Source organism: Amycolatopsis sp., from assembly GCF_036008905.1.
In the GTDB taxonomy this organism is placed as follows: Bacteria; Actinomycetota; Actinomycetes; order Mycobacteriales; family Pseudonocardiaceae; genus Amycolatopsis.
Window position 1 is genome coordinate 1 of the sequence record NZ_DASYMU010000132.1, and the last position, 26339, is coordinate 26339.

The window sequence follows — 26339 nt, forward strand, 5'->3', positions numbered from 1 at the left end:
ATGCCCCCAACGCCGCTTTGGGGGAATCCTGGAGTCCGGAAACGTGTATGAAGGGTCCCTTCCTGCCGAAAAACGGGAGGAAGGGACCCTTCATAGCGCGGGAGTCAAGGACTAGATGGGCCGGAGAAGATCCTCGGCGTCGATGATCTTGTACGCGTAGCCCTGCTCGGCCAGGAAACGCTGCCGATGCGCCGCGTACTCCGTGTCCACGGTGTCCCGCGAAACCACCGAGTAGAAGTGCGCCTGCCGCCCGTCTTCCTTGGGCCGCAACAACCTCCCGAGCCGCTGGGCCTCTTCCTGTCGCGACCCGAATGTCCCCGAGATCTGGATCGCCACCGAAGCCTCGGGCAGGTCGATCGAGAAGTTGGCCACCTTCGACACCACCAGCGTGCTGATCTCGCCACGCCGGAACTCGTCGAAGAGTTTCTCGCGCTCCTTGTTCTTCGTGGACCCCTGGATCACCGGCGCGTCGAGTTCGTCGCCCAGCATCTCCAGCTGGTCCAGGTACGCACCGATCACCAGCGTCGGCTCGCCCTTGTGCTTGGCCACGATCGACTTGATCACCGGCGTCTTGGTCGCGGCCGTCGACGCCAGCTTGTAGCGCTCCTCGGCTTCCGCTGTCGCGTAGACGATCCGCTCGTTGTCGGTCATCGTCACGCGGACTTCGATGCACTCGGCGGGCGCGATCCAGCCCTGCGCCTCGATGTCGCGCCACGGGACGTCGTAGCGCTTCGGGCCGATGAGCGAGAAGACGTCGCCTTCTTGGCCGTCTTCGCGCACCAGGGTCGCTGTCAGGCCGAGACGGCGTCGCGACTGCAGGTCGGCGGTCATCCGGAACACCGGTGCGGGCAGGAGGTGGACCTCGTCGTAGATGACCAGGCCCCAGTCCCGCGAGTCGAACAGCTCGAGGTGCCGGTACTCGCCTTTGGTCTTGCGGGTGATCACCTGGTACGTCGCGATGGTGACCGGCCGGATCTCCTTCTTCTCCCCGGAGTACTCGCCGATCTCCTCCTCGGTCAGCGACGTCCGCGCGATCAGCTCGCGTTTCCACTGCCGCCCGGCGACGGTGTTCGTCACCAGGATCAGCGTGGTCGCCTTGGCCTCGGCCATCGCCGCGGCGCCGACCATGGTCTTGCCCGCGCCACAGGGCAGGACGACGACGCCCGAGCCGCCGGCCCAGAACGCCTGGACGGCCTGGCGCTGGTATTCGCGCAGGTTCCAGTCGCTCTCGTCGAGCGAGATGTCGTGCGCTTCACCGTCGACGTAGCCCGCGAGGTCTTCGGCGGGCCAGCCGACCTTCAGCAGTGCCTGCTTGAGCCGTCCGCGCTCCGACGGATGGACGACGACCGTGTCGTCGTCGACGCGTGCGCCGATCATCGGGATGATCTTCTTGCTGCGCAACACTTCTTCGAGCACCGGACGGTCCGTTGTGGACATCACGAGGCCGTGCGCGGGGTGGTTGGAGATGGTGAGCCTGCCGTAGCGGCCCATGGTGTCGACGACGTCGATCAGCAGCGGTTGCGGCACCGGGAAGCGCGAGTACGACGTCAGCGCGTCGACGACCTGCTCGGCGTCATGCCCGGCGGCGCGCGCGTTCCACAACGCCAGCGGGGTGATGCGATAGGTGTGGACGTGTTCCGGCGCGCGTTCCAGTTCGGCGAACGGCGCGATGGCGACCCGTGCGTCGTCGGCCTGCGGGTGGTCGACCTCGAGCAGCACGGTCTTGTCAGACTGGACGATCAGCGGGCCATTGGTCACGCTCTCCTTTATACGTGCCCCGCCTGGATGGGAAGATGGTGGCGGGGGAACCGGGAGGGGCAACTTGACGACAACACCGCCCAAAAGCGGTTTGGGGGCCATCGCGGTGGTCGGGATTGTCGTGGCCGTGCTGGTGGCGCTCGGGGTGGGTTCGCTGGGCGCGGTCGGGCTCGTCGCGCTGAGCCGTGCAGGCGCCGCACCGGTGGTCGGCGACTGCCTGCACATCACGAAGGAAAGCAGCAACGGCGAAGGAGAGTTCGAAAAGCTCTCCTGCCTTGACTCTCGCGCGATTTTCCGGGTCGAGACCCGCGAAGAGCGACGCTCGACCTGCCCTGGTGACGACTACACCCGCCTCCGGTTCACCGACGACTCCACGCGCTACACGCTGTGCCTCACGTTGAACGTCGAGACCGGCGACTGCCTGACGGCGATCGACGACGAGACGAAGATCGCGAAGGTCGGGTGTCGTACGTCACAGGCGGAGGCGAGGGTCGACGTCCACAGCGGTGATGACTTGGACGCCTGCGACGACCTCGACGGCGCCGGTTTCCTCTACGAAGGCCCGCCGGAGCGCACTGTCTGCCTCACAGAAGTCGGCGAAAACATTTAAGGTGCGCCAGAACCCGGCAGCAGCGCCTGGACGTCGAACCGGTCGGCGAGCACGCCGTTGCTGTGCATCAGGTCCGCGACGCGCTGCAGCCGGACGCCGTTGAGCGTCGACGGGTAGGTCCCCAGCGAGATCAGCGACGCCGTGGTCGCGTCGATGTCGGAGATGCGGGGGAGCGCGGCGCGGACGACGGCCGGATCGTTGGCGCGCTGCTGGGCTTCGCCGAGGATCCGGCGGAACAACGCCAGCGTGCGCGGGTTGGCCTGCGCGAACAGGCCGCTCGACGCGTAGCTCGACACCGGGAGTTCCAGCGTCGCGCCGCGGGCGCCGTCGGCGAGGATCCGCGCGCCGAACTCCTTTTCCGCCTTGGTGATGAACGGTTCGATCATCCAGGCGGCGTCCGCGCCCTTGTCCTTGAGGACCTGCGTCATCTGCTCGAACGGCCGCGAGACGAACTTGATCTTGGCCTTGTCGACGCCCGCGGTGCCCAGCGTGGACCGGGCGGCGAGGGTGCCGAGGTCGTCGAGCATGTTCACCGCGATCGAGGGCGTCTTCTTGTTCGACGGTTCGGTGTATTTCGAGTCGGCCAAGGTCACCAGTGCCATGGTGTTGCTGCCGGACGTGTATGCCTCGCCTTGGAGTTGCAGCGAGCTGCCCGAAGCCGACGCCCGGAACATCGCGACGTCACTGGCGAAAGCGACATCCAGTTGGCCGTCAGTCAATTGTTTCAGGCCGTCATTCTGGCCCTGGTCGACGAGTTCGACGCGGAGTCCCGCCGCCTGAAAACGGCCCTCGGATACGGCGAGACGTAGTGGCGCGGTGTCGATAGCACTGCCGACGCCCACACGCAGTGTGGTCCGTTCGAGTGGTTGTTGCTCAGCGGCTTTCTCGCCGGAGAACACCCCGCACCCGGTCACCGCCAGCAAGAAGGCGGTCAAAGGAATCGCGACCCGTCGCACCATCTGTCCCTCTCTCCGTGCTGGAGCTTAAGGGTCTGGGAGTGGACCACCGCGAGTAGGGGCGTGCCACGATAGAGTGATTGTCGAATCACTCCGATTTTCACTACTCTTCAGTAGGTTCGGGAAGGTCCGCCAGGACAGCGGCCGCGGGCGCCCCGTCGCTGCGTGACCCGACCGCGGTTGAAAAGGACAGCAGGTGACCCGTCGTGAGAAGCGTGCCCGCAAGGGCGTCGCGACGGATGCACGGCAAGGGCTGCCGCCGATGACCGGGCGCTGGCGGCTCCGGAACTGGCGCCTGCGCACCAAACTCTTCGTATTGCTGCTGGTACCGGCGATGGCCGTGATCGGCTTGGTGGGGCTGCGGGTCAAGTCCGATCTCGACAATGCGAAGCAGCTCGCCGAATTGGCCGCAAAGGGTCCTGTCGACGGCGGCGTGGCCGAAGTCGTGCATCAACTGCAGCGTGAGCGGGATCTCACTGTCCGTTTCGTGGCACTAGGCCGAACGGGTGATACCAGCCCTTTACAGGCACAGCGCCAACGAGTTGACATGGCCGTCGGGAATTTCGGCCGCACGCTGGCCGACAGCAATTCTCGACTGTCTTCGCAGGCAGCGGACAGTTTGCGCCAGACCGAAGATCGGCTCGGCGTGCTGACCGGGCTCCGGTTCTCCGGTGAGCACTCGTCCTTTCCGGCCGACGCTGTGCTGCGCTCGTACAGCGAGTTGATTTCCGGCGTGCTCGACATCAGCGGCTCGTCCGCCGCCGAGATCGCCGACCCGACCCTCGCCAGCATGCGGCTGGCCAGCAACGCCCTCGCCAGGGTGAAGGACCAGATGTCGGTCAAGCGGTCGATCTTGGCCGAAGCGCTGGCGACGGGCCGCCTCACCAACGACCGCACCCGCGCGCTGCTGGGCGCCGAAGCCGAACTCGCCTCCGCCCGCAACGACTACCGGACCTTCGCCAGCCCCGAGCAGCAGCGGATGTACGACGACACCGTGATCGGGCTGATCGTCGACATCGGCAACGACATGGTCGAGTCGGCGCTCGTGCGGGCCGAGAACAACCAGGACCTCGCCGGTCTCGATCCCGACAAGTGGGATGTCTCGGCGACCTACACGATCAACCTGGCCAATCAGGTCCAGCAGGCTTTGCTGTCACAGACCCAGGCCCGCACGGACACGCTCGCCGCGCGGGCGCGGACGTCCGCCATCTGGGACGCCGGAATCGTGTTCGCGGTGCTGATCATCGCCGGCCTGCTCTCGGTGATCATCGCGCGTTCGCTGCTGCGGCCGCTGCGGATCCTGCGGCGCACCGCGCTCGACGTCGCCGGGCACCAGTTGCCCGCGGTGGTGGAAGGCATCCTCAACGACCCGGACCCGAAGCAGAGTTCGGTCGCACGGCGGCTCGCCGTCGCCCCGGTGCCGGTGTTCACCCGCGAGGAGCTCGGCCAGGTCGCCAGGGCCTTCGACGCGGTGCACGGCGAAGCGGTGCGGCTCGCCGGCGAGCAGGCGATGCTGCGCGAGAGCGTCAACTCGATGTTCGTGAACCTGTCGCGGCGCAGCCAGGACCTCGTCGAGCGGCAGCTTTCGGTGCTGGACCGCATGGAGGCCAACGAGCAGGACCCGGACACCCTCGGCGGGTTGTTCGAACTCGATCACCTCGCCACCAGGATGCGGCGCAACAGCGAGAACCTGCTGGTCCTGTCGGGTACCGAGCTCGGGCGCCAGGCGTCGGCGCCGGTCTCCGCCGACGAGATCATCGGTGCGGCACTGTCCGAAGTGGAGCATTACCAGCGGATCGAGATCACGCCCGCGCCGAACCTCGCGATCGTCGGCGAGGTGGTCAACGACCTCGTGCACGTCGTGTCGGAGCTGCTGGAGAACGCGACGAGCTACTCGGGCGAGGAAACCGTCGTCGAGGTCGCCAGCTCGCAGACCGAAGAGGGCGCCTGGCTCATCAACATCACCGACCACGGCGCCGGGATGCCGCAGCCGGAGATCGACCGCACCAACGCCCGGCTGGCGAACCCGCCGGAGGTCGACGTCGAGGTGTCCCGCCGGATGGGGCTCTACGTCGTCGCGACGCTGGCGCGGCGGCACTACATCGACGTCCGGTTGCACAGCGCCGAAATGGGTGGTCTCGTGGCGACGGTGCTGGTGCCGGTCGAGCTGGTCACCGAGCCGATCCCGCCGGCCGAGCTGCCCGCGCTGCTCGTCGACCCGGAGCCCGACGAAGCGCCGATCGTCGGCCCGCCACCGCTGGATTCGCCGCTTTTCCCGCTCTACGGCCCGGAAGACGACTTCGAGCCGGAGCCAGAGCCGGAACCCGAGCCGGAACCGCCGCCACCGCCCGCTCCCGCGCCCGACGAGTGGCCGTTGCGCCGCGCGCCGGTGGTCGAGCGGGACTTGGTGCCCGCCTGGCCGACCGAGGACGACGATCCGTCCTTACCGGACTCCGACGAGCCGACCGAGCGGCTGCCCGCGTACCAGGACGTGCTGTCGAAGTGGTTCGCGACCGGACCATCTTCGCGGCCCGCGATCATGCCCTACGAGCCCGTCGTGGACCAGCAGGCCTTTGCCCGGCCGGAAGCCGAGCCGGAGCCGCAATGGCCGACCGAAGACGAGCACGAGCCCGAATACGAAGACGACGCGCAGTCCTTGCCGAGGCGGGTACCGCGTGCCCGTGTCGCCGAAGAGACCCAGTACCACTGGCCGCCGGAAGAGCGGCCGATACTCTCGCTTTCCCCAGACGAGGTGCGGGAGCGGATGTCCAGCCTGCAAGGCGGCGTCCGGCGAGGCCGCCACGCGAGGGGAGACGGCAACTCCACGAATAGATGAACGGATGGGCAATGAGCTCGAAGACCGGCTTGCTCGAAGTGATCGCGCTCAGCGCGGGCGACGCCGAACGTGCCCAGGAGGGCGGCGCGGATCGCCTCGAACTCGTCGCGGACATGGCACAGGACGGGCTCACGCCGTCACCCCAGGTCGTGCGCGAAGTACTCGCCGCCACCGATCTTCCGGTCCGGATCATGTTGCGGGACAACGGTTCCTTCGGTCCCCGTGATATCGGACAGCTCCGCGCGGACGCGGCCAGGCTCGTCGAGCTCGGCGCCCGCGAATTCGTTTTAGGGTTCCTCGACGACAACCGTGAGATCGACGTCGAGTCCTGTCGCGTGCTGACCGGCGAGCTCGACGGACTCAAGTGGACGTTCCATCGCGCCATCGACCGCACCCGCAGCCCCCTGCGCTCCTACGGCCAGCTCGCAGCGCTCGGTTGTGACACCGTGCTCGCCGCGGGCCACCCCGACGGTGTCGCTTGTGGACTGACGGTGTTGCAGGATCTCGCCCGTCGCGAAGGGCCGGAGCTGCTCGTCGGTGGCGGGCTGCGGCCGGAGCAGGTGCACCTGCTGCGAGCCGGTGGGGTGCGGGCGTTCCACGTCGGCAGCGCGGTGCGGCCAGGTGGCTGGAGCGCGGACCTCGAGGTCGACGCCGTGCGCAAGTGGGTGGAGCTCGTGAAGGGCTGAGAAGGCACGTGCGGTGGGTGGGTGGCTCGTGAGTGGCAACAAGTGTTCTAACACTCGTAGCCACTCACGAGCCACCTCCATATGCCGCGCTGGTTTCGGCTAGGTGGGGACACACTCTGCAGCGGGGGTGGCGGGCGATGCGGGCCGTGGGGTCTTTGCCGTAGAAGGGGTAGCAGGCCGTGCCGCAGGCGGCTAGGTAGACGAGACCGAAGCGGAGTTCGCCGCGGCCGACGTAGTGCGCGACGCGAAGGCCCTTCGCGGGCGGAGCGGCTTCGGGGATCCAGCCGTCTGCGGGGAGTTGCGCGGCGACGCTTCGGTCGAGTTGGTCGGCGCGCTTGAGCAGGTCGGCGCCGAGGTCGGCCAGGCGTTCGCCCAGGTCACGAAGGCCGTCGGCGCGGGGAGCGTCGGCGAAGTGGTTCTTGATGAGCCAGTCGAGGTCTTCGCCGAGCGACTTGCTCAGGTCGCGGACGCGGTCGAGCAACCGCGCGTCCTGTTCCATCACGACGTGAACTGCGGGATGTTCTCCCGTTTGCGCCAGACGGCGTCGCAGTCCCAGCAGGTCCCCGCGAGCCATTGGCCGCCGAGGGCGACCACGTCTTCGCGCTCCACGAAGACTTCTTCGCCGCACAGCGCGCGGAAGGAGTCTCCCGGGCGCGGGGCCAGTTTCGCGTTCAGTGCGTGCCGCTTTCCCTCGGCTTGTTGCCATCTCAGCATGGCAGAACGATCACTGGTACAAATGCGCACCGCAAATGTGCGAAAGAGTGAATGGCCAGTGGCTATTACCACCTGTCATGCTGCGGTGCATGAAAGCACCATTAGCCACTCCTCGGGCGAGAGCACTGGCCGCGGCGCTTCGCGACGCGCGGGTTTCGAGGGGTGTTGGACAGCGTGAGCTCGCCCATCGGCTGGGACTGACCCATCCCCGGTTGTCGCATTGGGAGAGCGGACGGCGGTTGCCGACTCCGGAGGAGGTCGCCGGGATTCTCGGGTGCCTCCGGGTGATCGGGGAGGAACGGGACGAGTTGCTGGAACTGGCGCGGAACGCGCACGAACCGAACTGGCTGGAAGCTCCGCATTCACTACCCGCTGTGGTGGAGTGTGAACGCACCGCTTCTTCGATCTTCGTCTGGAACCCGACGCTGCTCCCGGGGCCACTGCAGATCGCCGAATACACCCGCCCGATCCTCGAAACGCCGCCAACGCCCGAAATCGAACAGCAGTTGATGATTCGCTTGGGCCGCCAGGAAGTGCTGACCCGCCGGAATCCTTCGCCGTACACGGCGATTCTGGGCGAGGCCGCACTCCGGCAGGGCATCGGCGGAGCCGGTGGGATGATCGCTCAGCTACGGCATTTACTGGTGATGGCAAGGAAAAACCACGTCACGCTTCGTGTCCTGCCGTCGGGGATCGGCTGGCATCCGGGACTGGTCGGTCCCTTCACCGTCTTCGACTTCGAGGATCTCCCCTCGATCGTCTCCGTGGAGCACCATCGGGGCAGTGCCTACCTCTACGATGAGGGCTATGTGGCGGGGTACAAGGCCGCCGCGAAGATCGTGCTGAACCTGGCGATGAGTGAACAGGAATCCCTGGCACTGATTGCGGAGGTGATCACCGAACTGGAGGCCACGCAGTGAGCAACTGGCGTAAGTCGAGTCATAGCGGCCAAGAAGACTGTGTCGAGATTTCCCTCGGGGCGGTGGTCGGGGTTCGGGACACAAAGGACCGTGCTGGTGGCGTGCTCACCGTGTCGGCCGGTAGCTGGTCGGTCTTCCTGGTGGAGGTCCAGAAGTGAGGACAGTCCGCGACGCCACCCGTGAGCTCCTCCGGGATTTGGGCCTGACCACCGTTTTCGGCAATCCCGGCACCACCGAGATCGCCTTCCTCACCGACTGGCCGAACGACTTCCGGTACGTTCTCGCGCTTCAGGAATCGGCCGTGGTCGCGATGGCGGACGGGTTTTCGCAGGCCGCGCGTAAGCCGGTGCTGGTCAACCTGCACTCCGCGGGCGGCGTCGGGCACGGCCTCGGCCACGTGTTCACCGCGTTCCGCAACCGCACGCCGATGGTCATCATCGCCGGGCAGCAGACCCGGTCCCTGCTGCCGGACGACCCGTTCCTCGGAGCCACGGACGCGGCGAGTTTCCCCAAGCCGTACGTGAAGTGGAGCTGTGAGCCCGCTCGCGCCGAGGACGTTCCCGCGGCGATCGCCAGGGCGTTCCACATCGCGACGCAGGCGCCGCAGGGGCCGGTTTTCGTGTCCGTCCCCGTGGACGACTGGGACGTCGAAATGACGAAGCCGATCGTCCACCGGCCGCGGATCCCCGGTTTCGCCCCGGACCCGGCCGCGCTGGCCGAGCTCGTCGCGGCATTGGAAGCCAGTGAGCGGCCCGGAATCGTCGTCGGACCGGCGGTGGACGCGGAGAACGCCGTGCCCGAGCTGGTCGCGCTGGCCGAACGGCTCAACGCCGGTGTCTGGGCGAGCGCGATGTCTTCCCGCTGCTCGTTCCCCGAGGATCACCCGCTGTTCCAGGGGTTCATCCAGCCCGAGCGCGGCCTGACGGCGGAAGCGTTGTCCGCGCACGACCTTGTCGTCGTCCTCGGCGCACCTGCCTTCACCTACCACGTTTACCGGGGCGAATCGGACACTCCGCTGCCGCCACTGTTCATCGTCAACGACGACGAGCAGGTCCTCGCGCGCGCCGCCGAGGGTACGGGCATCCGTGCCACGGCGAAGCTCGCGATCCAGGCGCTCAGCGAGCGTGTCGGCCCATCGGGACGTGAGGCGCCGGCGCCGTTGAGCCGCCCGCAGCGGCCTGCCGAAACGACCCCGATCTCGCCGGAGTTCGCCTATGCCACGCTGGCGGAAATGCTGCCGGACAACGCGATCGTCGTCGAGGAGACGCCGAGTCACCGCAACGTCCTGCACGACCACCTGCCGATCACCTCGACCGACACCGGATTCCTGACCGTCGCGAGTGGAACGCTCGGCTACGGCCTGTCCGCCGCTGTCGGCGCCGCGATCGCGTTGCCGGACCGCAAGGTGGTCGCGGTGATCGGCGACGGGTCGAGCATGTACTCGATCCAGGCATTGTGGACGGCCGCGCGGGAGCACGTCCCGATGACGTTCGTGATCCTCGACAACTCCCAGTACGCGGCCGTGCGCATTCTGGGCGAGGCCGCCGGTGGCGAGAAGGTGCCGGGGACCGAACTCGGCGGCATCGATTTCGCGGCGCTGGCGGGAAGTCTGGGCTGTGTGTCGCACCACGTCGAGCACCCGGGCGAGCTGAAAGCGGCACTGGCGGCGGCGCTGGCCGACGATCGCCCGAACCTGTTGCACGTGCGCGTTGACCCTGACCCGAAGGTGCTGTACTGATCACTGGGTGAACCCACTTCTTACCGCGGAACAACAGGATCTTGTCGACCAGGCGGGCAAACTCGCCGACGTCTTCGCCGAGCGGGCCGCCGCGCACGACCGCGACAACACCTTTCCCTTCGAGAACTACGAAGATCTGCGGGAAGCGGGTTTCCTCCGGTTGTCGGTGCCCAAGGAACTGGGCGGCTTCGGCGCGACACTGGCCGAGATCGCGCCGGTGCTCGAACGGCTGGCGATGGGTGACGGCGCCACGGCACTCGCCGTGACGATGCATATTTCCCCGCTGGGACAGTGGGCGAGTGTGTGGCGCCGTACCCAGAACCCGCGCCTGGAGCAGTTGCTGCGCAAGGCCGCCGATGGCGACCTCATCTGGGCGTCGGTGACCAGTGAAATGGGCCTGCGCAACGACATGACCGATTCGCGCACCACGGCCGTGAAGGTGCCGGGCGGCTTCACCCTGACCGGCCGCAAGAGTTTCGCCACCAACACCTCGGTGGCCACACACTGTTCGACCACAGCGCGCTACGAAGAAGCCGAAGGCGGCCCGCGGCTGATGCTGTGCCAGATCGCGCTGGACCAGCCCGGGGTCAAGGTGCACCAGACCTGGAACACCATGGGCATGCGCGGCACGCAGAGCAACGACCTCGAACTGACCGAGGTGTTCGTCCCGGACGAGCAGGTCGTCCACTCGCTGCCGGTCAACCACCTCGACGCCCGCGTGCTGGAAACCGTTTGGGCGTGGGCGATGCCGGCGTTCTCGGCCGTCTACACGGGAGTCGCGGCCGGCGCTCTGGAATGGACGGTCCGGCAGCTTTCGGGGCGCCCCAAGGCGAACGACCCGGTGATCCAGGACGCCATCGGCGAATGCCACATCCTGCTGGAGAGTTCGCGTGCGCTGATCCATCGTCACGTGGAGGAAGTGACCACGCGGCGCCTCTACGACCGCGGGGTGCAGGAAGGTGTCGCGCGGTCGGCGCTGGTGAAGTACGTGGCCAGCAACAACGCCGTGCAGGTGGTGCAGCGCTTGGTGGACGTCATCGGCGGGGCGTCCTACACGAAGGCGTTGCCGTTCGAGCGCATGTGGCGTGACATCCAGGCGAGCACGTTCATGCCGATGGGGAACCTGGCCGCTCGCAAGCTGATCGGCGCCAACGTCCTCGGCGTCGAGACCCTGCCCGTCATCGACTTCGCCGAAACCGGCCCCGACAGCCGCCCCAAGCCCTGACCCCACTCCCGAAACTCCCGAATATGTCGACAACTCTTGTTAGCGAGGCTAACGAGAGTTGTCGACATATTCGGAACCGGAGAGGGCTAGTGGGGGGTTTTCGTGGGGGTTTGGGCCGCCTGTTCCGCGAGTTCCCACTCGGCGGCGTCGGACTTCGCGACGCTCTCTTCGGGCGCGCCGACGTTGAGCAGCCGGGCGACCTCGCCGCGCATGTTGACGAACGCCGCCGACTCACGCGTGGTGATCTGGTTGCGCTCGTCGGGCAGATCGACGTTCAGATCCGCGACGATGCTGGCCGGGGACTTCGACAGCACCAGGACGCGGTCGCCGAGGTAAACGCTCTCGTCGATGTCGTGGGTGACGACCAGCACCGTCGAACCCTGTTCGCGCTGCACTTGCCGGAGCAGGTCCTCCAGCTCGAAGCGGGTCTGCGCGTCCACCGACGCGAACGGCTCGTCCATCAGCAGCAGCGCCGGACGGCTCGCCAGCGCGCGGGCGATGGACACCCGCTGCTGCATGCCGCCGGAGAGCTGCCAGGGGAACTTGCCGCCGACGTCGCCGCGGAGACCGACGGCGTTGAGCGCCTCCTGTGCCCGCTGACGTCGTTCGGCCTTGCTCAGACCGCGCCACCGCAACGGGAACTCGACGTTCTTCGCCACACTGAGCCACGGGAAAAGTGACCGGCTGTAGTCCTGGAACACCACGGCCAGATCGTCGGGCACACCTTTGACCTGGTCGCCGTGCAGGCTGACCGTTCCCGCGGTGGGCGGGATGAGTCCCGCGATGCAGCGCAGCAGTGTCGACTTGCCGCAACCCGACGGCCCGACGATGCAGGCGAGCTCGCCCGCTTCGACGGTGAACGACAGGTTGTTCACGGCCACGTGCGCCTTCGCGCCCGTGCCGTACTGGTGGTTGAGGCCGGTTACCTCGAGCATGGTTGGCATTTCAGCCTCCTTAAGATCCCGTGCGGGCCGGCTGCCAGGCCAGCACCCGGCGTTCGGCGGCGAGCAGGAGCGCGTTGAATCCGTAGCCGAGGATCCCGAGCAGCACGATCCACGCCCACATGTTGGCGAAGTCGTACTGCCGCTGGGCGAACAGCAGTGCGTAGCCGATGCCGTTGAGCGCGCCGACCAGTTCCGAGATCACCATCAGGATCAACGATACGGACAAGCTGAGCCGAAGCCCGGCGAAGATCTTCGGCATCGCCGCCGGCAGCACGACCATGCCGATCCAGTACCGGGTCGGGGTGCGGAAGGACCGGGCCGTCTCGAACTTCACCTTGTCCACCGAACGGACCCCGTCCACGGTGTTCAGCAGCACCGGCCACAGCGAACCGAAGATGATCGTGGCGAGCTGCATCCCCGGCCCGATGTGGAACAGGACCAGGAACACCGGCACCAGCGTCGGCGGCGGGATCGCCCGGAAGAAGGCGAAGATCGGGCCGACGTAGTCCATCCCGGTCCGCGAACGGCCCAGTGCGGTGCCCAGCGCGATCCCGACGAACACCGAGATCAGCCAGCCGCCGATGACCCGCATGAGGCTCGGGAAGATGTGTTCGAACACCGAGTCGCCGAGGAACAGGTGCGAGGCGGGCCCGGCGAACCACAGCTTCGCGCCCGCGACGGCGATCTCGGTCGGCGGCGGGAAGAAGACGTTCCCCGCGAGCAGGGCCGCGATCTGCCAGAGCACGATCAAGCCGATGAGGAGCAGCCAGTTGCGCACGAATCCCGAAACGCCGCGGCTCACCCGGCCCTGGGTCGCTGTCGCCGTCATGTCGTGGCCTCCGCATCGGCCGTGCTCCAGCGGAACAGTCTTCTGCCGGTCCGCTCGAGGCCCTCGTTGATCACGTAGCCGATGATCCCGGCGACGACGGTGCCGGCCAGCACGGCATCCAGCTGACTGCTGTTGCTGCTGGCTTCGAGGATGAACTGGCCGATGCCCCTGGCCGCACCCGCGAGGAATTCCGTGCTGACGACGAGGATCAGCGCGATCGAGGCGGACAACCGGATGCCGGTGAACACGAACGGCGCCGCGTGGGGCAGCGCGACCGAGGTCAGCATCCGGGTTTTGGTCGTGCCGTAGGACTTCGCGGTCTCGGTGAGGACAGGGTCGATCTCACTGAGCGCGTAGATCGTGTTGAACAGGATCGGCCAGACAGCGGCGTACACGGCGAGGGTGATCTTGGCTTCCGGGCCGCTGCCGATGAGCAGCAGGACCAGCGGAATCAGGGCCACCGACGGAATCGGCCGCAGGAATTCGATGACCGACCTGGTGGCGTCGCGCAGCCAAGGGACACTGCCGAGCAGGAGCCCGGCGGGGATGGCGATGGCGACCGAGATACCCATCGCGATCGCCCAGGCCAGCACGGTCGCGATCACGTCACGCAGGAAGGAGACATCGCCCAGCAACTCGACCACGCGGACCAGTACGTCGCTCGGCGGCGGAAGGAACAGCTTGTCGACCAAACCGGCCCGCACGACGACTTCCCAGAGCAGGAAGAAGCCGAGCAGGCCGGTGAGGTTCCTCAGCAAACGTGTCACGTCAGCTGGTGGCCGACTGTACGAGCATCGTGCTGACATCGATGCGGTTCTTCAGGATCCCGAACTCGACCAGCTGGTCCGGAACGCGCTGCAACCGGCGCGGATCCAGCGTGGAATGGAAGTTCGGCAGGGTCACGAGTGCCGCGGTGTCCGCGTCGACCTTCGCGAACTCGACGACCATGGGCTGGATCTTGGCGCGGTCGGCGGCGTCGTCGGTCGCCTTCTTCATGGCCCGCTGGAACGCGGCGACGGTTTTGGGATTCGCGCTGGTGAACTTGCCGAGTGAGGCGTAGCCACCGATCGGGAAGTCGGCGGTCGGACCGGAGGCGACGTCCACGACCGGCACACCGCCGATCTGCTTGGCGGCGTTGGTGATGAACGGTTCCGGCATGTACGCGGCGTCCACGTCACCCCGGCCGAGTGCGGCGGCCATGTCGGGGAACGGGATCGGGACCCACTTCACGGCGGAGAAGTCGACGTTGTTCGCCTTCATGATCGACTTGGTCATCGCGTCCGACGCGGTGTTGATGGCCGAGACGGCGATCTTCTTGCCGGCGAGGTCTTTGACGTTCTTGACCGACGAAGTCGGCGTGGTGACGATCATGTTGCTGTTCGGGCTGGCCGAGACCGAGTCGGCGACGATCTTGATGTCACCGGCGCCCTTCTCCTGCGCGGTGAAGATCGGGACGTAGCTGGCGAACGCTATGTCGGCTTCGCCGGCGATCACCTTCTGGAGCGCGGCGGGGCTGCTCGGGTTGGTCGAGAACTCGACCTCGAGGCCCTCCTGCTTGAAATAGCCATTCTTGTTGGCGAGGTGGAACGGCGCGAGGTCGATCGTCGTGATGATCGCGACGTTGATCTTCGACTTCTCGACCGAAGCGTTACCGCTGTCGGCTGCCGGGGTGTCCGACCCGAGGGCCGAACAACCTGTTGTGGCAACGAGCAATGCTGTCGCCGCCAGACCAAGGACGGCGCGCCGTCTTGATCCGGTTCTTATCGCGGTGCGAAACAAGGTAACTCCCAATGTGGGTGTGCCTGATGAAGCGAAGGGGATGGAACAGCGTAGTTCACAGTCAGGACTTGGCTTGCCCGGCGATCATCGGGGTGACGTCGACCCGCTGCTGGATCGTGCCGAACTGCTGCATCAGGTCGGGAACCCGCTGCAGGCGCCGCGCGTCAAGCGCCGACTGGAAGGTCAGCAGCGTGGTCAGTGAAGCGGTGTCGGGGTCGATCTTGGCGAACTCGACCATCAGCGGCTCGATCTTGGACCGGTCCGCGGATTCGGTGGTCGCTTTCTGCATGGCGCGCTGGAAGGCGGCCACGGTCTTCGGGTTGCCGTCGGTGAACTTGCCGAGCGCGCCATAGCCGGCGGTGGGGAAGTCCTGGGTGGCGCCTGTCGCGGTGTCGAGAACCGGAACCGCGCCGACGGTCTTCGCCGCCTGCGTGATGAACGGCTCGGTGAGGAAGCCCGCGTCGACCTCACCGTTCTTGACGGCCGCGGCGATCGAGGGGAAGGGCAGCGAAACCCACTTGACGCCGCTGAAGTCGACGCCGTTGTCCCTCATGACCGATTTGGTGAGGGTGTCGCAGATGGTGTTTTCAGCGGTGATCGCGATCTTCTTGCCCGCCAAGTCCTTGACCCCCTTGACTGGGCCATTCGGCATAGCGACAATCTCAGTGCTCTTCGGTGCGGCCGAGGACGCGTCGGAGACAAACCGGATGTCGCCCGCGCCCTTGCTCTTGGCGATGAAGAACGGGGTGTAGCTGGAGTAAGCGATCTCGACCTCACCGCCGAGCAGCTTCTGCAGCGACGCCTGGCCGCTGGCGGCATTGATGACCTCGACGTCGAGGCCCTCCTGCTTGAAGTAGCCGTTCTTGGTCGCCAGGTGGAACGGAGCGAGGTCGATCGTCGGCATGACGGAGACCTTGATCTTGGACATCTCGAGTGATCCTGAGCCGGATGAGGCAGCGGAATCGTCCGAGCCACCGAGAGCGCTACAGCCGCTGAGGGCGGACAACGTCATCGCGGCGGTCAGCGCCAGCCCGATCGCGACTGACCGCCTAGGCCGGACTCGGTTGGTGCTCATGACGTGTCGAAGCAAAGCGGGCTCCTCAAGAGAAGTGAGGTCACGGTTTCGTGGACCGGGTGAGGCGTGGCGCGGGCTCGACCGGCACCAAGGGCTGCAACGGGGAATCGTGCGCAGTATTTGAGCAACCTTGGTGATTAACCGAGCGGAGTCACGCCGGATACTGTAGAGACCCCACGGGGTACCTCACAATGGGTGTTTGTCTCTCACTCTGCCGTGACCTAGATCACCTGTTAGGGTTCAAGTCGCCCTACCTGGGGCTACTGGGAGTATTTTTCTGCGGAGATGGCTTATTCCATCCGGCGCGACGATGCGCCGGATGGTATCGCGCGACAGCTTCGGCCAGAAGGCTTACATCTTCCCCGTCTGTTCGCTACTCTCTGCTCCTGCAACCAGGTATAGACCACCGAATGTAGTGAGAGAGAGCCCCTGGATGGCCGAGCGGACTGAGTGGTGTTGAGCCGATCTCGCTCGTCATGGCCGGGTTCAGGAGTGATCCGATAGTGGCCGATCAGCACGTGGACGATGTATTCAGCTCATCGAGCGATGGTGGTAAAGCGGTGCCCAGGAAAGACACCGCGGGGGTTGGGGGCGCCCCTGCACAGCGGGACAACACGGGCGAACGGCCGAAACAAGCGGCGGGTTCGTTCTTAGGGCTGCGCCATTGGCGGCTGCGAAGCAAGCTTGCGGCGGTGCTGATTATTCCGACACTGACCGCGCTCGCGCTCGGCGCACTACGTGCTACAGACGAGCTGAAACAGGCGGACCAGTTCCAGCAGACCGCGAGCCAGGTCGAGTTCGCCGGCAAGGTGACCGCGGTCATTCACGAACTGCAAGCCGAGCGCTCGCTGTCCGTGGCGCGGATCGCCTCCGGCGAGGCCGGTCGGCAGACGGCGCTGGACCTGCAGATCGCCAAGGTCGATCGAGTCGTGGACGATCTTCGTAGTTCGGCGAGCCAGCTCCAGACCCCGGACGCCGAAACGAAGGGCCGCTACGACCGGGGCTTGCAGCGGCTCGACGCGTTGCGTCCTCTTCGGAGCGCGGCCAATACCTCTCTCTACGCGGACGTTTCGGCGCTCTCCACCTACTCCTCCATCCTGGACTCCCTAGTCCAGCTCGGCCGGGAGGTGAACACCGCCGTCACCGACCGTGACCTGCTCCGGCAGGGCACCACGGTGCAGGCGGTCAGCGAGGCCAAGGAGTTCATCGCCCGCGGCGACGCGGCACTGCAGATCGTGGCGTTCCGCAAGGGCTTCCCCGGCGAACTCCTCGAGCAGGTCCGGGCGGCGCAGTCCAGCGGCGCGGCGGCGATCGACAGCTTCAACTCGAACGCGACCCCCGACAACCGGCAGCTCTTCTCGGACACGTTCAGCGGTCCCGAGGTCGATGACCGGCAGCGGATCCGCACCGAGGCGCTCGCCCAGGTCGACAACAACCAGACGCCGACTGTCACCAGTTCGCGGCTGACCACCGACAGCACTGTCGCGCTGGGCAAGCTGCGCGCGGTCGAGAACAACCTGCTCGGCGGGCTCCGCGAGCACGCGAACACCCTCGCCGCCAACGCCACCACCACGGCGTGGACGGAATCCGGCGTCGTGCTGGTGGCGCTCGCGCTGGCACTGGCACTCATGCTGGTGATCGCCAGGCTCATGCTGCGGCCGCTGCGGATCCTGCGGACCACGGCACTGGACGTCGCCTACACCAGGCTGCCCCAGACCGTGCAGGCGATCCTCGACGATCCGGACCCCGTCCGGGCCTCGCGCAACGCCGTCGAGCCGGTCCCGATCACCTCTCGCGACGAGATCGGGGAAGTGGCCCGCTCGTTCGACGTGGTCCACGAACAGGCTGTCAAGATGGCCGCCGAGCAGGCTCTCCTGCGGGAGAACGTCAACGGCATCTTCGTGAACCTCTCCCGGCGCAGCCAGCGGCTCGTGGAACGCCAGCTCGGCGTCATCGACCGCCTGGAAGCCGACGAGCAGGATCCGGACCATCTCGCGAGCCTGTTCGAGCTGGACCACCTGGCGACACGGCTGCGGCGTAACGGTGAGAGCCTCCTGGTGCTTTCGGGCGCCGGTCTCGCTAAGTCCGTGCCCAAGCCGGTCCCGGCCGCCGACGTCATCGGCGCGGCGGTTTCGGAGATCGAGCAGTACGCCCGGATCGAACTCGGCATCGTGCCCGAGGTTTCGGTGCAGGGCCTGGCCATCCACGACCTCGTGCACGTGCTGGCCGAGCTGCTCGACAACGCGACGTACTTCTCCGAGCCCGAAACGAAGATCACCGTCCGCGCGGTGGTGACCCGGAAGAAGGCGCTCGCCATCCAGGTCACCGACCACGGTGTCGGGATGTCGGACGACCAGATCCAAGAGGTCAACAAGCGCCTGGCCGACCCGCCGGACCTGGACGTCTCGGTGACCCGCCGAATGGGTCTGTACGTGGTCGCCCGCCTGGCCCAGCGCCACGGCATCGAGGTCCGGCTCCGCGAGAACGAGGACATCGAGGGCGGCATCATCGCCCGCGTCGTCGTCCCCGCCGAAGTGCTTACGCAGCTGCGTGCCAACACCCAGACGCCGCCGCCGCACAACCGGAACGAAATCTCGATGCCGAGCATGCCGCCGATCAACCGGCAGCAGCCGACGCAGAGCCACACACCGCCGCCCGCGCACACGCCACCACCGGCACACAAGCAGTCCTCGCCGTCTCCCCAGCAGAACGGTGGCTCGACCAGCGGCGGGCTCGTCCCGCTCGACCAGCCGATCAGCCTCGACGATCTGGTGGGCAGCAGCAATGCGGCCGGCCCGTTCCTCAGCCCGGCGTGGCCGACGACCGAAGACCTCACCTCGGTCCACGGCGAGGGCGCGAGCAGCGCGGCGAACAGCATGGCGGAGACGCAGTTCACTCCGCTGGTGCTGCCGAAGCGCGAGCCGAGGTACGTGCCGGTCACCCCGGATCAGCCGCCCGCTCCGCAGCCGGAGGCCGAGAAGAGCGCGCTCGAGGACGACGTCCCCACGCGCCGCCTTCCGATCTACCAGTCGGTGCTGTCGCGCTGGTTCAGCGAAGAGGGCGAAGCGGAGCCCGAGGCCCCTGCCGAGGAGCCCGAGCCGATCGTCCCCGATCGCCGGGACCACGCGAGGCAGGCTGCTCCGCCGTACAGCGACTACGAGCGTCAGTACGAGCGCCAGTCGTACGAGCTCCCGCAGCCGGAACCGGTGCCTGAGCCCGAGCCTGAGCCAGTTCACGAGGTACCGGAAGTACGGCAACAGGTACGTCACGAACGGCCCGCCCCGCGTGAGGAAGAACCGGTTCATCTACCGGAACCTCAGCGAGGCTGGGAGAGTGCTGCCGACAACGGTTGGCAAGCCGCACAAGCTCTGCTGGAGTCCAAGGATGAGGAAATCACCCCGGCCGGTCTCCCCAAACGGGTGCCCAACGCATACTTGGTCCCCGGGTCGGTCGGCCCGAGTGAGCAGGATGTGTTCGCCGACGCGACAATTGGTCAGCCGGGGAAGGGTGCGATCGCCAGGTCGGCGACCGCGGCCCGTAGCCGGATGGCGAGTTTCCAGCGTGGATACACGTCAGGTCGGCACGCGATGAAGGAACAGTCCCCGGATGGCCGGTCAGACGAGCACGGTGTATCGGTGAGCGGCGGGGGAATGGGTTCCTTGTCCCAAGACAGCAGTGAGGAGCGACAGTGACACGGGCGGGTCAAGTGCAGCCGGGGGGCCCAGCGCAGCCGAGCAACCAGGCTTCGCAGGGCAAATCCGGCCAGTCAGGTACTTTCGCTTGGCTCATCACGGATTTCGTGCACCGGGTTCCCGGTGCCGCACATGCCGTAGTGGTGTCGGCGGACGGCTTGTTGCTCGCGTCCTCGCGAGGACTGCCCAAGGACAGGGCCGATCAGCTGGCCGCGGTGGCTTCCGGGCTCACCAGCCTGGCGCGTGGTGCGGCCAAGGTCTTCGAAGGCGGGACGGTCGCACAGACCGTCGTCGAGATGGCCAACGGCTTCTTGTTCATCATGTCGGTCTCCGACGGGTCCTGCCTGGCGGTGCTCGGTTCTCCGGATAGCGACATCGGCTTGGTGGTCTACGAGATGACACTGCTGGTTGAGCGAGTCGGCCAGCAACTGACGCCTGAGCTGCGCGCGCAGCTGCAGGGCGCGGTCCGGCGCTGAGCGCCGGGACATCGAGGAGAAGGTCATGGACGAGAGGCGTTTGAGGCGCGATGGCCGGCTCGACGATTCCTCCGGGGGCCAGAGCTGGCCGAGTAATTCGGACAGCGAAGACGCCCGGGAGGACTGGCGGACCTTCCGTGACCGCGTCGACCAGGAGTGGCGCGATCGCCGGTCCGGCACCGGAGAGCAGCATGCCGTCACGGACACCGGCAGCTGGCTGAGCCCCGCGGAAGCCGCGGCGGGCTCAGGACCGGCCGATTTCAGCGTCGAGGACTTCCGGTCCCGGCTGCTGGGCGGGCCGGGTTCCGAGCTGTTCGGCGGAGCCAGCGGGCCGTTGTACGACTCGGCCGAGTTCGCCGCGTTCCAGATCGAGGCCGAGTACGGCGCCCAGCCGGACCCGGTCGCCGCAGCGTTGCCGCAGCAGGCGAGCAACGAGTACGTCGACGAGCGCTTCGAAGAGTTCGCCGACCCCGAGCCCGGCTCGGGCCTGGTCCGGCCGTACTTCCGGACCAGGGGCCGTACCAAGCCTTCGCAGAACCTCGCCATCGAGGCGCTCATCTCAACCAGCGAACACGGCCGGATCCTCGACCGCGTCCGCGTACCGGAACACCGTTCCATCTGCGATCTGTGCCTGGACACCCGCTCGGTGGCGGAGGTCGCGGCGCTGCTGCGGCTGCCGCTCGGCGTGGTGCGGGTCCTGATCGGCGACGTCGCCGGCCTGGGGCTGGTGCTGGTGCATTCCGGATCTACCACGGTCGGGGACCGGCCGAGTATCGAGTTCATGGAAAGGGTGCTCAGTGGCCTTCGGCGAATTTGACTCCGACACGAACACGTCGGCAGTCGCCGGTCCGACCTCTTCGGCCAAGATCGTGGTGGCAGGCGGATTCGGGTCAGGGAAGACCACGCTGGTCGGAGCGGTTTCGGAGATCGACCCGCTGACCACCGAGGCGTTGATGACCGAGGCGAGTTCCGGTGTCGACGACAACTCGGCGACGCCGAACAAGACCACGACCACGGTCGCGATGGACTTCGGCCGGATCTCGCTGGACTCCGACCTCGTGCTGTACGTGTTCGGCACGCCGGGCCAGCACCGGTTCTGGTTCATGTGGGACGACCTGGCGATCGGTGCCATCGGCGCGGTGGTCCTCGTCGACACGCGGAGGCTTTCCGACGCCTTCCCGTCGATCGACTTCTTCGAAAACCGCAAGCTGCCCTACGTCGTCGCGATCAACTGCTTCGACCGGTTGCTCCATCACCAGATCGAGGACGTCCGGCACGCGCTGACGATCTCGTCCTCGGTGCCGATCATGGCCTGTGACGCGCGCGAGCGGGATTCGGCCAAGCAGGTATTGATCTCCGTCGTCCAGCACGCCATCGAGCACGATGCGGCACTCCCGGCTGGATAACGCCCGAATCGTCCTGGTGGATGCCGCCGTTGGAGTGAACTCCGCGTGCTTCACCCACTTCGGGGAGTCGCGTCCTCCGGCGGTAATCCGGTCGGGTGATCTTGCTCCCAGCGGTCTAGGCCAGTTGTGGGTGAATTACCGTTCACTCCCTGGCTGACCTGCGAATATGTCCGCCCGGTTCAGTGTGGTCCTGGGTGGTCCGCCCTGGGTATTGATGCATGGTTGACCATGGGTCGATGCGGACCGCGCCCGGACGCCTACTTTGGGTGTCTGATGCCTCCGTTTGGCCGCACTCGACAGCGTCGTCGTGATGAATACCCTTGGCGGGCGGACGTCGGGCGCCTCGGCGATCGATGGGCACCATGGCCTGGTGAAGGCTCGTAATCGGCAGTGAGGAGGGACAGTGACGGCTTCCGGCCAGCAGTCCGGCGGTTTCGGCTGGCTCATCACGGATTTCGTACGCAGGGTCCCCGGAGCGGCCCACGCCGTCGTGGTTTCCGCCGACGGGCTGCTTCTCGCCCCGTCGGAAGGCCTGCCGCAGGACCGCGCCGAACAGCTTTCCGCGGTGGCGTCCGGACTGATCAGCTTGACCCAGGGAGCCGCGCGCTGCTTCGAAGCGGGCGGGGTGAACCAGACGGTCGTCGAGATGGAACGCGGATACCTGTTCCTGATGTCGGTGAGCGACGGTTCGTCCCTCGCGGTGCTCGCGGCGCCGACTTGCGATATCGGCACGGTGGCCTACGAGATGACCCTCCTGGTCGAACGGGTCGGCCAGCAGCTCACGCCGGAGTTGCGCGCGCAGCTCCAAGGCGGGGTGAGGGGATGACGCCGCGGGGAGACGACCAGGCCACTGGAGCGTGGGAAGCCCTGCACCAGGGCCACGATCGGGAAGCCTTCGATTCGCCCGCCAGGTTCGAGCTCAGCCGCGTGTCGACGGTCGTCGGCATCGGCAAGAACGCTCCCCGGCGCAGGCACGCCGCCGCTCCTGTGCCCGTTCCCGCCGAGTACTCGCCGTCGGCCTACGCGCCCTCCGGGCAGCGGCGCTCCCGCGTCCGGCCCTACGCGCGCACCGGCGGCCGGACGCACTCGCCGCACAACCTCGCGCTCGAAGCGCTCGTCTCGACCACCGAGAAGGCCCGGCGCTTCGTCGGCGTCGGCTCACCCGAACACCGCGCGATCTGCGACGTCTGCCTCGAAACCCGTTCCGTCGCCGAAATCGCCGCCCACCTCTACCTGCCGCTCGGCGTGGTGAAGGTCCTCGTCGGCGACATGGCCGACGCCGGCCTCGTCATCGTCCACCAGCCCGGCATGTCCCTCGACGACCAAGGCTCGCGCGACTTCATGGAGCGCGTCCTCCAAGGCCTCCGCGCCCTCTAGCCCTTTTCGCGCAAGTGCAATCCATGCACGCTCAAGTGCAGTCTGCGTACGCGTGTCAGCGTTCTGTGTACCGCATCAGTCTTCGACGAGCGCGGCGGAAGTGATGCGGTGCAACGGAAACCGCTCCCGCTCCGCGTCTTCCATCACGCCGCCGCCGATCCACGCCGGACGTACGACGCGCTGGCTCGCCGTCCCGCGCGAATCGACGAAACCGATCCACACCTCGCGCTTGTCCCTGGCGGCCTGGGCGAGCAGCGCCAGCGTCGCCGACGTGTCCGCGCCACCGCCGCTGGGCGCCCGCACCGACGCTCCGCGACGACGTCCCGAAGCCAGGTCACCCGCGCGCACGTGGGCGATGATCTGCCCCAGCTGTTCCGGCGTCATCCCGGCGGGCTCGGCCGTGATCACGCGACGGGCGTTGCGCAGCCGGGCGGGCACGCGCCTGCCGCGCGGGCGGATGTCCATGACCCGCCCGTCCGGACCTTCGGCGGCGGGGGCGAATCCGGCGGCGCGCAGGCCGTCGAGGACCTCGATCAGCGGCAACGGGCTGATCACCACCGTCGGCGCGATCAGCCGCAGCCCGAGTTCTTCGGCGACCGGGTTGCCGAGCACCTCGCGCAACAGCACTTCGTCGTCACAGCGCAAAAAAGCAGCCGCCGAGCCACCGCGAAGCCGGCCGTGGCGGCGGGCGACGTCGTCGATCATGTACGTGAGCGACTGCGGCACCGGCGTGGCCGAGCGCGTCGCGAACAGCGCGTGCAGCTCACCGGCCGTGCGGCCCATGTCCAGCGCGCGGCGCACGGACGGTTCCGTCACGCGGTACACCGTCGCGTGCCCGGCGGATTCGACGTCGGCGACCGCGGCCATGTCGAGCGCCAGCTCGGGCTCGAGCGGTCCGGGCGCGACGACGGTCAAATCGGCCTGTACCAACACTTTGTCGACCGGTTTCGGGAGTGCCTCGATCATCGACGCGACCGCGTTGGCCCGGTCGTCCTCGAGCAATGCCTTGGTGGCCGTGGTGAGCGCGCCGAGCGCGATCATGCCCAGCGCCGAGGCCTCGGCCATCGTCCAGCGGACCGTTTCGTCGCGCAGCCGCCCGCCCCGCCGCGGCGCGCGCCACGCGAGCAGGTTGACCAGCTCGCCGGTGCTCTTCACCCCGGCGCCGTCCGGGAGGTCGGCGAGCGCGTCGAGCACGCGGCGGCGCGACACGGGCGCCAGCGGGCGGCGCAGCTCCTCGGCGAGCGGCGCTATCGGCTTGTCCTTGGAGTCGCGGCCGCCGGCGAGGCCGGGCAGGCGCGGAAGTTCGAGCCACGCCTGTGCGAGCGTGATCCACCGCTGGGCCGGCGGTGAAGCCAGCCACGAGTCCATCAGCGTTGTCGGCACCCACTCGGGTGACGCCGTTTCACTGTCCGCAACAAGCCCGGCTCCGACGGCCAACTCGGCCAGGAAAGTGGCCCTGACCTCGTCGACGTCGTTGTCCTTGGCGAGCTTCTTCAGCTCGCGCACGCCGAGTCCGCCGGACTTCAGCAACGGTGGCGGCTGCTCGGACCACGTCGTGAGCAGGGCCTCGATCTGGCGCATGAGCTCCATCGCCTCACCGGCCGCGGCTTCGTCCACTGTGGATGGTTGATGCCGGTTGACGGGCAGCTCCGGCTCGGTGAGCGCGATCGGTGAGAAGACGTGACTGCCGCGCAGCGCGATGGCGATCTCGCGCGGCAGCTCGACTGTCTGGTCGTCGCGGCGAAGCAGCAGCCCGCGCGCGAGCAGGCGCTGAACCGGCGTCACCGCTTCGTCCAGCGTGAGTTCCGAGCTCGCGTCGCGCGACTTCCCGACCGGCGGGCCCGCGGCCAGCGTGGTGATCAGCGCGCGCTCGTCCTCGCCGATCTCGGCGAGCGCGGCGTCGACGTCCAGCCCGGCCAGCTCCGGCGAAGACGCGCCGAGCCCGGCCGGGAACGGCCCGACGACCTCGCGCGCCGACGGCGGCACGCGCAGCGCGCTGTCCTCGCCCCAGACCAGCGCCCGGGCACGCAGGCGCTCCAGCGCGGGGCGGATGTCCTCGCTGATGATCTTCTCGACCTCGGCGCGCTCGACGTACTGCGTGTCGGCGCCCGCGAGCAGCAGCGCGTCCAGCGTCGCGAGGGTGAAGGTGTCGAGCGCTTCGCAGGCGCGCGCGACCGAACCCGGTGTCCCGGCCCTCGTGGCGAGGACCGTCGTGTCGGCGGGCGGGGGCGTCGCCAAGTCGCGCCTCGTGCGCAAAAGCGCGGTGAGTGCTTCGTCGGAGGCTGCGCGCAGCCAGTCCGCCAGTGAGGTCGCGGGCATCGTTTTCCCAGGATACCGGGCGGGTGCCCGGCCGCTCAGCCCTGTCGGGCAGACTGTGTTTATTCAAGCCGTCCAAGCAGGCTTGTCGGACTTTTGGAGGGCGTCGTGGCTAAGGGCGAAAACGGCAAGAAGACCAGGATCGATCCGACCTGGCCCGCTGCCGAAGGCGAGCACCCCGTGTCCGAGTTGGCAGCGGACCGGCAGGGCTCACTTTCGCCGTTCGGCGACCTGACCTTCCCGCTCGACGCGGTGCCGTACGTGCACCCGGAGACCAAGATCAACAAGTAAGAGCGTGCAACACGGCTACGTGAGCGGGGCTTCCCGTTCCTGTAGGCGTGTTTCCCGCTCCGGTAGGTGTGTTCCCCCGCGGCGCGAAAAGTAGCAAAGTTACTGGTCGGTCACCCCGTCGGCACCGGGTGGTCCCGATCACGGGGCTAGGGTTTTCCCTGTCCTAGTCGACCTCATAGCGGGGGTAGTGCCATGCCGGTTCCCGGTCCCGGATATTCCATCACCGTCCGGGTCGAGGCTCCGTCCTCGTCCAGCGCCGCCGGTGACCTGACCACCGCGGTCGGCCGCGTGGGCGGCGTGCTCACGGCGTTCGACGTCGTTGAGTCGCACGCCGATTCCATCGTGGTCGACATCTCGGTCAACGCGCTGTCGGAGAACCACGCTAAGGACATCACGACGGCGCTCGAGACGCTGCCGGACGTCAAGGTCCGCAAGGTCTCCGACCGGACGTTCCTGATCCACCTCGGCGGCAAGATCGAGGTCACGCCCAAGATCGCGCTCCGCAACCGTGACGACCTGTCCCGCGCGTACACCCCTGGTGTCGCCCGCGTCTGCCAGGCGATCGCCGCGAACCCCGAGGACGCGCGCCGCCTGACGATCAAGCGCAACACCGTCGCCGTGGTCACCGACGGCTCGGCCGTGCTCGGCCTGGGCAACATCGGCCCGGGCGCCGCCCTGCCGGTGATGGAGGGCAAGTGCGCGCTGTTCAAG

24 protein-coding genes and 2 pseudogenes are annotated in these 26339 nt (G+C 67.5%); 16 read left to right on the top strand and 10 right to left on the bottom strand.

The features are described from left to right. Positions 1–111 precede the first annotated feature (111 nt). Positions 112–1758 (bottom strand): DNA repair helicase XPB, encoded by a 1647-nt coding sequence (locus tag VGP60_RS22905; RefSeq protein WP_327550114.1) that lies wholly within the window; start codon positions 1756–1758, stop codon positions 112–114. 64 nt (positions 1759–1822) lie between these two features. On the opposite strand from VGP60_RS22905, the gene VGP60_RS22910 reads away from it, so the two are divergent. Then, entirely contained in the window at positions 1823–2368 is a 546-nt protein-coding gene (locus tag VGP60_RS22910) for an LppU/SCO3897 family protein (protein ID WP_327550115.1), read from the top strand. On the opposite strand, the gene VGP60_RS22915 is transcribed toward VGP60_RS22910, so the two are convergent. Further along, on the bottom strand, positions 2365–3327 hold the full coding sequence (locus tag VGP60_RS22915) for an ABC transporter substrate-binding protein (RefSeq protein ID WP_327550116.1): 963 nt from the start codon (positions 3325–3327) through the stop codon (positions 2365–2367). The two genes, VGP60_RS22910 and VGP60_RS22915, sit on opposite strands and share 4 nt — an antisense overlap. A 193-nt stretch (positions 3328–3520) precedes the next feature. Between VGP60_RS22915 and VGP60_RS22920 the strand changes: the two genes are divergently transcribed. Next, the gene (locus VGP60_RS22920; RefSeq protein ID WP_327550117.1) at positions 3521–6160 is read left to right on the top strand and encodes a nitrate- and nitrite sensing domain-containing protein; all 2640 of its coding nucleotides are present in this window, start codon (positions 3521–3523) and stop codon (positions 6158–6160) included. Between the two features lie 11 nt (positions 6161–6171). Continuing rightward, on the top strand, positions 6172–6846 hold the full coding sequence (locus tag VGP60_RS22925; RefSeq protein ID WP_327550118.1) for a copper homeostasis protein CutC: 675 nt from the start codon (positions 6172–6174) through the stop codon (positions 6844–6846). A gap of 64 nt (positions 6847–6910) precedes the next feature. Here VGP60_RS22925 and VGP60_RS22930 read toward each other — a convergent pair whose 3' ends face one another. Both VGP60_RS22930 and VGP60_RS22935 read right to left on the bottom strand, forming a co-directional pair. Continuing rightward, on the bottom strand, positions 6911–7345 hold the full coding sequence (locus VGP60_RS22930; RefSeq protein WP_327550136.1) for a hypothetical protein: 435 nt from the start codon (positions 7343–7345) through the stop codon (positions 6911–6913). Continuing rightward, a complete protein-coding gene (locus VGP60_RS22935; protein ID WP_327550119.1) occupies positions 7345–7560 on the bottom strand; it encodes a zinc finger protein in 216 nt (71 codons plus the stop codon). The genes VGP60_RS22930 and VGP60_RS22935 overlap by 1 nt, the downstream gene beginning before the upstream one ends. Before the next feature lie 89 nt (positions 7561–7649). On the opposite strand from VGP60_RS22935, the pseudogene VGP60_RS41770 reads away from it, so the two are divergent. The 5 genes and pseudogenes from VGP60_RS41770 to VGP60_RS22955 form a co-directional block, all read left to right on the top strand. Then, positions 7650–7859: pseudogene (locus VGP60_RS41770) on the top strand (helix-turn-helix domain-containing protein); the annotation flags it as partial. Positions 7860–7868: 9 nt separating this feature from the next. Beyond that, positions 7869–8480, top strand: a complete 612-nt coding sequence (locus VGP60_RS22940) for a DUF5753 domain-containing protein (RefSeq protein ID WP_414640393.1) — start codon at positions 7869–7871, stop codon at positions 8478–8480. After that, entirely contained in the window at positions 8477–8638 is a 162-nt protein-coding gene (locus tag VGP60_RS22945) for a DUF397 domain-containing protein (RefSeq protein WP_327550121.1), read from the top strand. Before VGP60_RS22940 ends, VGP60_RS22945 begins: the two co-directional genes overlap by 4 nt. Further along, entirely contained in the window at positions 8635–10218 is a 1584-nt protein-coding gene (mdlC, locus tag VGP60_RS22950; RefSeq protein WP_327550122.1) for a benzoylformate decarboxylase, read from the top strand. The genes VGP60_RS22945 and mdlC overlap by 4 nt, the downstream gene beginning before the upstream one ends. A 7-nt stretch (positions 10219–10225) precedes the next feature. Next, positions 10226–11443 carry an acyl-CoA dehydrogenase family protein gene (locus VGP60_RS22955; protein WP_327550123.1) on the top strand — a complete coding sequence of 406 codons (1218 nt, stop codon included), beginning with the start codon at positions 10226–10228 and terminating at the stop codon, positions 11441–11443. 86 nt (positions 11444–11529) lie between these two features. Here VGP60_RS22955 and VGP60_RS22960 read toward each other — a convergent pair whose 3' ends face one another. The 5 genes from VGP60_RS22960 to VGP60_RS22980 form a co-directional block, all read right to left on the bottom strand. Then, a complete protein-coding gene (locus VGP60_RS22960) occupies positions 11530–12387 on the bottom strand; it encodes an ABC transporter ATP-binding protein (protein WP_327550124.1) in 858 nt (285 codons plus the stop codon). A gap of 10 nt (positions 12388–12397) precedes the next feature. Then, on the bottom strand, positions 12398–13216 hold the full coding sequence (locus VGP60_RS22965; protein ID WP_327550125.1) for an ABC transporter permease: 819 nt from the start codon (positions 13214–13216) through the stop codon (positions 12398–12400). After that, a complete protein-coding gene (locus VGP60_RS22970) occupies positions 13213–13983 on the bottom strand; it encodes an ABC transporter permease (protein ID WP_327550126.1) in 771 nt (256 codons plus the stop codon). Before VGP60_RS22970 ends, VGP60_RS22965 begins: the two co-directional genes overlap by 4 nt. A gap of 1 nt (position 13984) precedes the next feature. Further along, positions 13985–14929, bottom strand: coding sequence for an ABC transporter substrate-binding protein (locus VGP60_RS22975; protein WP_327550127.1), 945 nt, complete (start codon positions 14927–14929; stop codon positions 13985–13987). A gap of 127 nt (positions 14930–15056) precedes the next feature. Next, the gene (locus tag VGP60_RS22980) at positions 15057–16070 is read right to left on the bottom strand and encodes an ABC transporter substrate-binding protein (protein WP_327550128.1); all 1014 of its coding nucleotides are present in this window, start codon (positions 16068–16070) and stop codon (positions 15057–15059) included. A gap of 476 nt (positions 16071–16546) precedes the next feature. Between VGP60_RS22980 and VGP60_RS22985 the strand changes: the two genes are divergently transcribed. The 6 genes from VGP60_RS22985 to VGP60_RS23010 all read left to right on the top strand — a co-directional run bounded on the left by VGP60_RS22985 (position 16547) and on the right by VGP60_RS23010 (position 23021). Beyond that, positions 16547–19762 carry a nitrate- and nitrite sensing domain-containing protein gene (locus tag VGP60_RS22985; protein WP_327550129.1) on the top strand — a complete coding sequence of 1072 codons (3216 nt, stop codon included), beginning with the start codon at positions 16547–16549 and terminating at the stop codon, positions 19760–19762. Next, on the top strand, positions 19759–20238 hold the full coding sequence (locus VGP60_RS22990; protein WP_414640392.1) for a roadblock/LC7 domain-containing protein: 480 nt from the start codon (positions 19759–19761) through the stop codon (positions 20236–20238). Before VGP60_RS22985 ends, VGP60_RS22990 begins: the two co-directional genes overlap by 4 nt. Positions 20239–20263: 25 nt before the next feature. Beyond that, positions 20264–21055, top strand: coding sequence for a DUF742 domain-containing protein (locus VGP60_RS22995; RefSeq protein WP_327550130.1), 792 nt, complete (start codon positions 20264–20266; stop codon positions 21053–21055). After that, entirely contained in the window at positions 21036–21644 is a 609-nt protein-coding gene (locus VGP60_RS23000) for a GTP-binding protein (protein ID WP_327550131.1), read from the top strand. The genes VGP60_RS22995 and VGP60_RS23000 overlap by 20 nt, the downstream gene beginning before the upstream one ends. A 403-nt stretch (positions 21645–22047) precedes the next feature. Further along, complete coding sequence (locus tag VGP60_RS23005) at positions 22048–22470, top strand: roadblock/LC7 domain-containing protein (RefSeq protein WP_327550132.1); 423 nt, start codon at positions 22048–22050, stop codon at positions 22468–22470. Beyond that, positions 22467–23021: a DUF742 domain-containing protein gene (locus VGP60_RS23010; RefSeq protein ID WP_327550133.1), complete on the top strand. Its 555-nt coding sequence runs from the start codon at positions 22467–22469 to the stop codon at positions 23019–23021. The genes VGP60_RS23005 and VGP60_RS23010 overlap by 4 nt, the downstream gene beginning before the upstream one ends. A 75-nt stretch (positions 23022–23096) precedes the next feature. On the opposite strand, the gene VGP60_RS23015 is transcribed toward VGP60_RS23010, so the two are convergent. Further along, entirely contained in the window at positions 23097–25340 is a 2244-nt protein-coding gene (locus VGP60_RS23015) for a helicase-associated domain-containing protein (protein ID WP_327550134.1), read from the bottom strand. Between the two features lie 105 nt (positions 25341–25445). Here VGP60_RS23015 and VGP60_RS23020 point away from each other — a divergent pair, with 105 nt between their 5' ends. Together VGP60_RS23020 and VGP60_RS23025 are read left to right on the top strand one after the other, a co-directional pair. Then, a complete protein-coding gene (locus tag VGP60_RS23020; RefSeq protein ID WP_327550135.1) occupies positions 25446–25628 on the top strand; it encodes a hypothetical protein in 183 nt (60 codons plus the stop codon). Between the two features lie 192 nt (positions 25629–25820). Next, a pseudogene (locus VGP60_RS23025) lies at positions 25821–26339 on the top strand (NAD-dependent malic enzyme); the annotation flags it as partial.

Bases quoted from the DNA above. Each gene is read 5' to 3' on its own strand.
- VGP60_RS22915 (WP_327550116.1), bottom strand. From the start codon at position 3,327: ATGGTGCGACGGGTCGCGATTCCTTTGACCGCCTTCTTGCTGGCGGTG.
- VGP60_RS22925 (WP_327550118.1), top strand. From the start codon at position 6,172: ATGAGCTCGAAGACCGGCTTGCTCGAAGTGATCGCGCTCAGCGCGGGC.
- VGP60_RS22930 (WP_327550136.1), bottom strand. From the start codon at position 7,345: ATGGAACAGGACGCGCGGTTGCTCGACCGCGTCCGCGACCTGAGCAAG.
- VGP60_RS22935 (WP_327550119.1), bottom strand. From the start codon at position 7,560: ATGCTGAGATGGCAACAAGCCGAGGGAAAGCGGCACGCACTGAACGCG.
- VGP60_RS22960 (WP_327550124.1), bottom strand. From the start codon at position 12,387: ATGCCAACCATGCTCGAGGTAACCGGCCTCAACCACCAGTACGGCACG.
- VGP60_RS22965 (WP_327550125.1), bottom strand. From the start codon at position 13,216: ATGACGGCGACAGCGACCCAGGGCCGGGTGAGCCGCGGCGTTTCGGGA.
- VGP60_RS22980 (WP_327550128.1), bottom strand. From the start codon at position 16,070: ATGAGCACCAACCGAGTCCGGCCTAGGCGGTCAGTCGCGATCGGGCTG.
- VGP60_RS22985 (WP_327550129.1), top strand. From the start codon at position 16,547: ATGGCCGGGTTCAGGAGTGATCCGATAGTGGCCGATCAGCACGTGGAC.
- VGP60_RS22995 (WP_327550130.1), top strand. From the start codon at position 20,264: ATGGACGAGAGGCGTTTGAGGCGCGATGGCCGGCTCGACGATTCCTCC.
- VGP60_RS23010 (WP_327550133.1), top strand. From the start codon at position 22,467: ATGACGCCGCGGGGAGACGACCAGGCCACTGGAGCGTGGGAAGCCCTG.
- VGP60_RS23015 (WP_327550134.1), bottom strand. From the start codon at position 25,340: ATGCCCGCGACCTCACTGGCGGACTGGCTGCGCGCAGCCTCCGACGAA.